The 5,497-nt window shown below is 70.5% G+C and carries 5 protein-coding genes; 4 read left to right on the top strand and 1 reads right to left on the bottom strand.

What is annotated here, in order from left to right; all coding sequences use genetic code 11:
* On the bottom strand, positions 1-1,576 hold a 1,576-nt coding region (locus VF536_RS14630; protein ID WP_331615591.1), incomplete at its 3' end, for a winged helix-turn-helix domain-containing protein.
* 241 nt (positions 1,577-1,817) lie between these two features.
* Here VF536_RS14630 and VF536_RS14625 point away from each other — a divergent pair.
* From VF536_RS14625 to VF536_RS14610, 4 genes are all read left to right on the top strand, one after another.
* Positions 1,818-2,390 carry a DUF4255 domain-containing protein gene (locus VF536_RS14625; RefSeq protein ID WP_331615590.1) on the top strand — a complete coding sequence of 191 codons (573 nt, stop codon included), beginning with the start codon at positions 1,818-1,820 and terminating at the stop codon, positions 2,388-2,390.
* 18 nt (positions 2,391-2,408) lie between these two features.
* Positions 2,409-3,317 carry a hypothetical protein gene (locus VF536_RS14620; RefSeq protein WP_331615589.1) on the top strand — a complete coding sequence of 303 codons (909 nt, stop codon included), beginning with the start codon at positions 2,409-2,411 and terminating at the stop codon, positions 3,315-3,317.
* 18 nt (positions 3,318-3,335) lie between these two features.
* Complete coding sequence (locus VF536_RS14615; RefSeq protein ID WP_331615588.1) at positions 3,336-4,952, top strand: phage tail sheath family protein; 1,617 nt, start codon at positions 3,336-3,338, stop codon at positions 4,950-4,952.
* Between the two features lie 86 nt (positions 4,953-5,038).
* Entirely contained in the window at positions 5,039-5,464 is a 426-nt protein-coding gene (locus VF536_RS14610) for a phage tail protein (RefSeq protein ID WP_297526288.1), read from the top strand.
* Positions 5,465-5,497: the final 33 nt, after the last annotated feature.

Below are 5,497 nucleotides of genomic sequence, written 5' to 3'. Positions count from 1 at the left end.
TGCCGGCCAGATCCGCCACCAGCAGCCGGGCCTCGACGAAGGCGCGCACCAGCGCCTGCTCCTGCGGATCGGCCAGCTCCGACGCGGCGATCCAGCGGCTGGTCGGCGACGCCTCCTCGCCGCCCAGCGTGACGAGCCGGGGCAGCAGCCGCGGCAGCGCCTCCTGCTGCGCCACGGGCAGCTCACCGAGCAGCGCCTCCGCGCGGCGCCCGATCGCGCCTTCCAGCCCGCCGAGCTCCTCGTAGGCCGACCACGCGAGCACGTCGCCGGGTGCGCGGTGCAGGTAGAGCTGCTGCAAGGTGTACTGCAGCAGCGGCAGCGCGTCCGCCGCCTGCATGGCATCGATGCACAGCCGGTCGTCCAGGCGGTTGAGGCCGCTCTCATCGGCGCCGTAGCTCAGGCCCGCGGCCCGCGCGGGCAGCCGGATCATCTGTGCGATGGCGCGCGCGTCGGGCGGGGCCAGGTCCAGATGGGCGCCGTCCTCCTTGCCGCGCATCAGCGCCGGCCAGCGCGCCAGCGCCGCGTAGAAGTCGTTGCGGCAGATCGCCAGTACCACCAGCCGCCCGCTGCCCACCAGGCGGTCGAGCATCGCGAACCACGCGCCGAGCTGCCCGTCGTCGCCCTGGAACACGGCTTCGAGCCGGTCCAGCACCAGCAGCGGCGGCGCCTGCCCGCCGCCGCGCAGCGCGCGCGTGGCGTCCAGGCCGATCGAGAGCTGCCGCAGCACTTCGCCCGGCGCCTCGCGCAGGTCCGCGGCCAGCGTGTCAATGCTGTAGCCGGACAACAGGGGCACGCCCTGGCACTCCCAATCCAGCATCGCGCCCGCGACGCCGGCCCAGGCATCCAGTCCGCCCAACGCGCCGAGGTCGACCAGCGCGGCGGCACCGATGCGCAGCAGCTCCCCGCCGGGATCGTTGTCGGGGGGCGGCCGCATCAACGCCGGCATGAGGCCGGCCTGCACCAGCGAGGTCTTGCCCGACCCGCTCGGCCCGAGCAGCACCACCAGGGGATGGCCCAGGCGCCATTGCCGCGTCAGGCGCGAGTGCAGCGCGGCCACGGCGTCGTCGCGGCCGAAGAACACGCTCGCATGCGCTGCGTCGAAGGCCTCCAGCCCGCGGAACGGCGACAGCCCGCGCCAGCCGCCGGCATGGCTGCGCGGTCCTTCCGCCGACAGCACGCCGATGGGCGCCACCAGCCGGTAGCCCTGCTTGCGGATCGTCTCCAGATAACGCGGCGCGGAGGCGCTGTCGCCCAGCGCGCGCCGCAGCCCGGCCACGACCTTGTGCACCGGGTTGTCGCCCAGCGTCGTGGCCTCCGGCCAGCAGTCCTGCAACAGCGCCTCGGCCGACACCACTTCGCCCGGATGACGGCACAGCGCGGCCAGCACCGCCATCGGGCGCGGCTCCAGCGTCACGGTCTCGTCATCCCGTCGCAGCCGGCGCGTGGGCACGTCGACGATCCAGTCGCCGAGCAGGAAGCTCAGCGGCTCGCCCGCGTTCATCCCGCGCGCCATCGGTGGTGTCGTTGTCGATGTCGACGTCGCGGACGGCGGGCCCTCCTCGATCCTCGGATCCATCTCTTTACTCCCTTGCCCGGCCTCTGCGTGCCGTGATGGCGCGGAGTCTAGGAGCGACGGGCGCTCACGTCTGCATCTCCACCCCGCAAGTGTTGACAGCTTGACAGGGGACAGCCTGCGCTTGCGCCCCCCACGCTCATCGCTCGGCCCCCCGCCCTGAGCCGAATCTCCGAAAAGCCGGACCTCAACATCGGCATCCGACGGATGGGGCCCGGGGCGCCGCACTCCTATCGTTCAACCCATGATTGACGCCGCCCTCCTCCACATCGCCGGACACCTGAACGCCGTGCTACGCCGCTCGCACCAGTCGGCGGAGGACCTCGTCGCGGTGACCGCGCTGCATGAGGCGGACGGCGCGCCGGCCGCCGGCGCGGCACACCGGCTCTGCGCCTTCCTGGTCAACCTGGAGCGCGACGCCGTGCCCGGCATGCCCGCGCACACGCTGGGCGGCGGCGAGCGGATGGCGCGCTTCGCGCCGCCGGTGCAGCTCAACCTGCTGGTGATGATCGCGGCCAACTACGGCGGCAGCACCTATCCGGAAGCGCTCAAGCTGATCGGCAGCACCATCGCCTGCTTCCAGGCCACGCCGGTGCTGGATCCGCAGAACACGCCCGGCCTGGACCCGCGCATCGACAAGCTCACGCTGAACATCGAGCCGCTGGGCCTGCACGACCTGGCCACGCTGTGGGGCGTGCTCGGCGGCCGTTACGTGCCGTCGGTGCTGTACCGCGTGCGCCTGCTCTCCATCGACGCCCGCAAGCCCGACGCGCAACTGCCGTCGGTGCGCACGCCCGCGGTCGGCGTCCACGGCTGAACGGCGGGAGTACACGACATGGGTCCCTACTTCCCGTTGCTGCAGGTGGACGTCGCCCACGGCTACTACGCCGACGGCCGCTGCCGCGGCCTGCGCTTCGTCCCCGCCGGCACCACCGCCGAGCGGCTGCGCCGCGCCGACGCGCTGGTGCGCGCCGACGGCGGCTCGCTGCGGATCCACGGCCCGGCCGAAGCGATAGCCCGCCTGCGCGCCGATGCCGAGGACAGTTCCGGCGCCTTCGACGACAGCGACGCGCTGAGCTGGTGCGTCTTCGCCACGGACGATGATTTCGCCTGCGGCACCGAGGACGGCGCCGACCGGCCCCGCGAACTGCTGTGGGTCCAGCCCACCGAGGCCATGGACCCGGACGCCGGCTCGACCGTGGCCACGGGCGACGCGATCCACATCGCGCTCGAGGCCCGCCCCACGGCACTGACTGCGCCCGAGCTCGCGCCGCTGCTGACGCCGCACGACCGCCGCGTGGTCCCGTTCGCGCTGGTGCATCTGCCGCTGTCGCGCCTTCCGGGCCGAGGACCCGCGCGCGAACCCGCCGCCTGGCCGGTGCGTTATCGCTGGCCGCTGGCGCCGCGCGCCACGGTCTGGAAGTACTGCCTGCTGGGCGACTGGACCGAGCCCGCGCTCGCCGTCGTCGACCTGGCCGGCGAGACCGACTTCACCCCGCCCGCGCCCGAATGCCTGGACGACGGCACGCCGATGCTGGCGATCCGGTCCCTGCAGCGCGTGCCGCTGGCGCAGCGATCGCCGCGCCGCTTCCAGCTGCGCAGCCGCTTCGAAGGCGGCGCCGGCCACGGCAACAACGACAAGGTGCTGATCCGCCGCCTGCCCACGGCAGCGGCGCAACTGCTCGCCCGCGAAACGATCGCCGGTCAACCGGCGATCGTCTCCGAGATCCACGTGCATCGCTAACCCGCAGAGGAGGCCGCCATGGCTATGAAGACACCCGGTGTCTATATCGTCGAGAAGAATGCGTTTCCGAACTCGGTCGTCGAGGTGGCCACTGCGGTGCCCGCCTTCGTCGGCTACACCCGCCGGGCCGAGAACGGCGGCAAGTCGCTGCTGAACAAGCCCTGGCGCATCAGTTCGATGGCGGAGTACCACACCTACTTCGGCCACGGACCCGATCCCCACCTGACCATCGCCGAGGCGCCGGCCAACACCCGCTCGGACTTCCGCAGCGACGACAAGGACTACGCGCTGACGCAGGCCGACGGCGGCGACGGCGGCCGCTTCCTGCTGTACCACGGCATGGTGCACTTCTTCCAGAACGGCGGCGGCCCCTGCTACGTCGTGTCGGTCGGCAACTACGACGGCCTGGTCGAGGCGCAGAAGCTCACCGACGGCATCGACACGCTGATCAAGGAGCAGGAACCGACCATGCTGGTCATCCCCGACGCGGTGCTGCTCAAGCGCGCCGACTGCGTCGCCGTCCAGCAGGCCATGCTGCAGCACTGCGGCGGCCGCATGCGCAACCGCATCGCCATCCTCGACGTCTGGAACGGCTACCTGGACCGCAAGGACCCGGGCGGCGATCCGATCGAGGGCTTCCGCAACGACCTGGGCGTCAACTTCCTGGACTTCGCGACGGCCTACTACCCGTGGGTCAACACCACCGTCGTGCAGGACAAGGACCTGGACTACACCCGCATCGCCAACCCCGCGCTGCTGGCCCAGCTGCTGCGCAAGGAGCTGTCGCTGCCCGAGGCCGTCGACCCCGCCATGCCGCCGCGCACCGCGCAGCAGACCCAGGCCGTGGCCGACATCGTCAAGACCGACGACGACTGGACCACCTACGTCACCGGCCTGGTCAACGCCTCCACCAAGTCCGACCTCGAGAAGCAGAAGGCGCTGACGCCCGCCGCGCTCGCCGTGGCAGTGGAGACGCACAAGTCGCTGCTGCACAAGAGCCTGGTCTCGATGAGCCCGCTCTACAACACCGTCATGACCGAGGCGCGCAACCGGCTCAACCTGCTGCCGCCCTCGCCCGCCATGGCCGGCGTGTACACCATGGTCGACAACAGCCGCGGCGTCTGGAAGGCGCCCGCCAACGTCAGCCTCAACGGCGTGGTCTCGCCCGAGGTCACCATCTCGCACGAGGACCAGGAAGACCTCAACGTCACCACGCAGGGCAAGTCGATCAACGCGATCCGCTCCTTCATCGGCGAGGGCGTGCTGGTCTGGGGCGCCCGCACCCTGGACGGCAACAGCCTGGACTGGCGCTACATCAACGTGCGCCGCACGATGATCATGCTGGAGGAGTCCTGCCGGCTGGCGTCCAAGGCGATGGTGTTCGAGCCCAACGTGGCCAATACCTGGGTGACCATCAAGAGCATGATCTCCAGCTTCCTCACCGGGATCTGGAAGCGCGGCGGCCTGGCCGGCGCGGTCCCCGACGACGCCTTCAGCGTCCACGTCGGCCTGGGCGAGACGATGACCCCCGAGGACATCCTCGAAGGCATCCTGCGCGTGACCGTCCTGGTCGCCATCAGCCGCCCGGCCGAATTCATCGAGATCACCTTCCAGCAACAGATGCAGAAGTCGTGATGCCCGCAGGCATCGGACTCCCCATTCATCCATAACCCTCGCGGAGGCAGGCAATGGCAGACGACGGATCAGCGCAATCGGCCACGGTGTGGCCCCTTCCCAAGTTCCGCTTCGAAGTGAAGTGGGACTCGGCGGTGATGTCCTTCCAGGAGGTCTCCGGACTGGACGTGGAAGCGCAGCCCATCGAGTACCGGCACGGGGACAGCCCCGCGTTCTCGGTGCTCAAGATGCCGGGCATGAAGAAGTACAGCGACGTCACGATGAAGAAAGGCGTCTTCAAGGGCGACAACAAGTTCTGGGACTGGTTCAACGAGATCAAGATGAACACCATCAAGCGCAAGCCGGTGACCATCAGTCTCCTGGATGAGGCCGGCAAGCCGACCATGGTCTGGACCCTGGCCAACGCCTGGCCGACCAAGATCACCAGCACCGACCTGAAGTCCACCGGCAACGAGGTGGCGATCGAGACCATCGTGATCGCGCACGAAGGCCTCGTCATCGCCAACGCCTGATGCCGGTCCCGCCCGCTCCCCCGCTGCCGCCCG

Origin of the sequence: Roseateles sp. (assembly GCF_036486225.1) — a bacterium.
Classification (GTDB): Bacteria; Pseudomonadota; Gammaproteobacteria; order Burkholderiales; family Burkholderiaceae_C; genus Roseateles.
This window is presented reverse-complemented; position numbering and strand designations above follow the sequence as displayed.

What these genes read in the sequence shown, in the direction of transcription:
- VF536_RS14625 (WP_331615590.1), top strand. Translation starts at nt 1,818, where the DNA reads ATGATTGACGCCGCCCTCCTCCACATCGCCGGACACCTGAACGCCGTG.
- VF536_RS14620 (WP_331615589.1), top strand. Translation starts at nt 2,409, where the DNA reads ATGGGTCCCTACTTCCCGTTGCTGCAGGTGGACGTCGCCCACGGCTAC.
- VF536_RS14615 (WP_331615588.1), top strand. Translation starts at nt 3,336, where the DNA reads ATGGCTATGAAGACACCCGGTGTCTATATCGTCGAGAAGAATGCGTTT.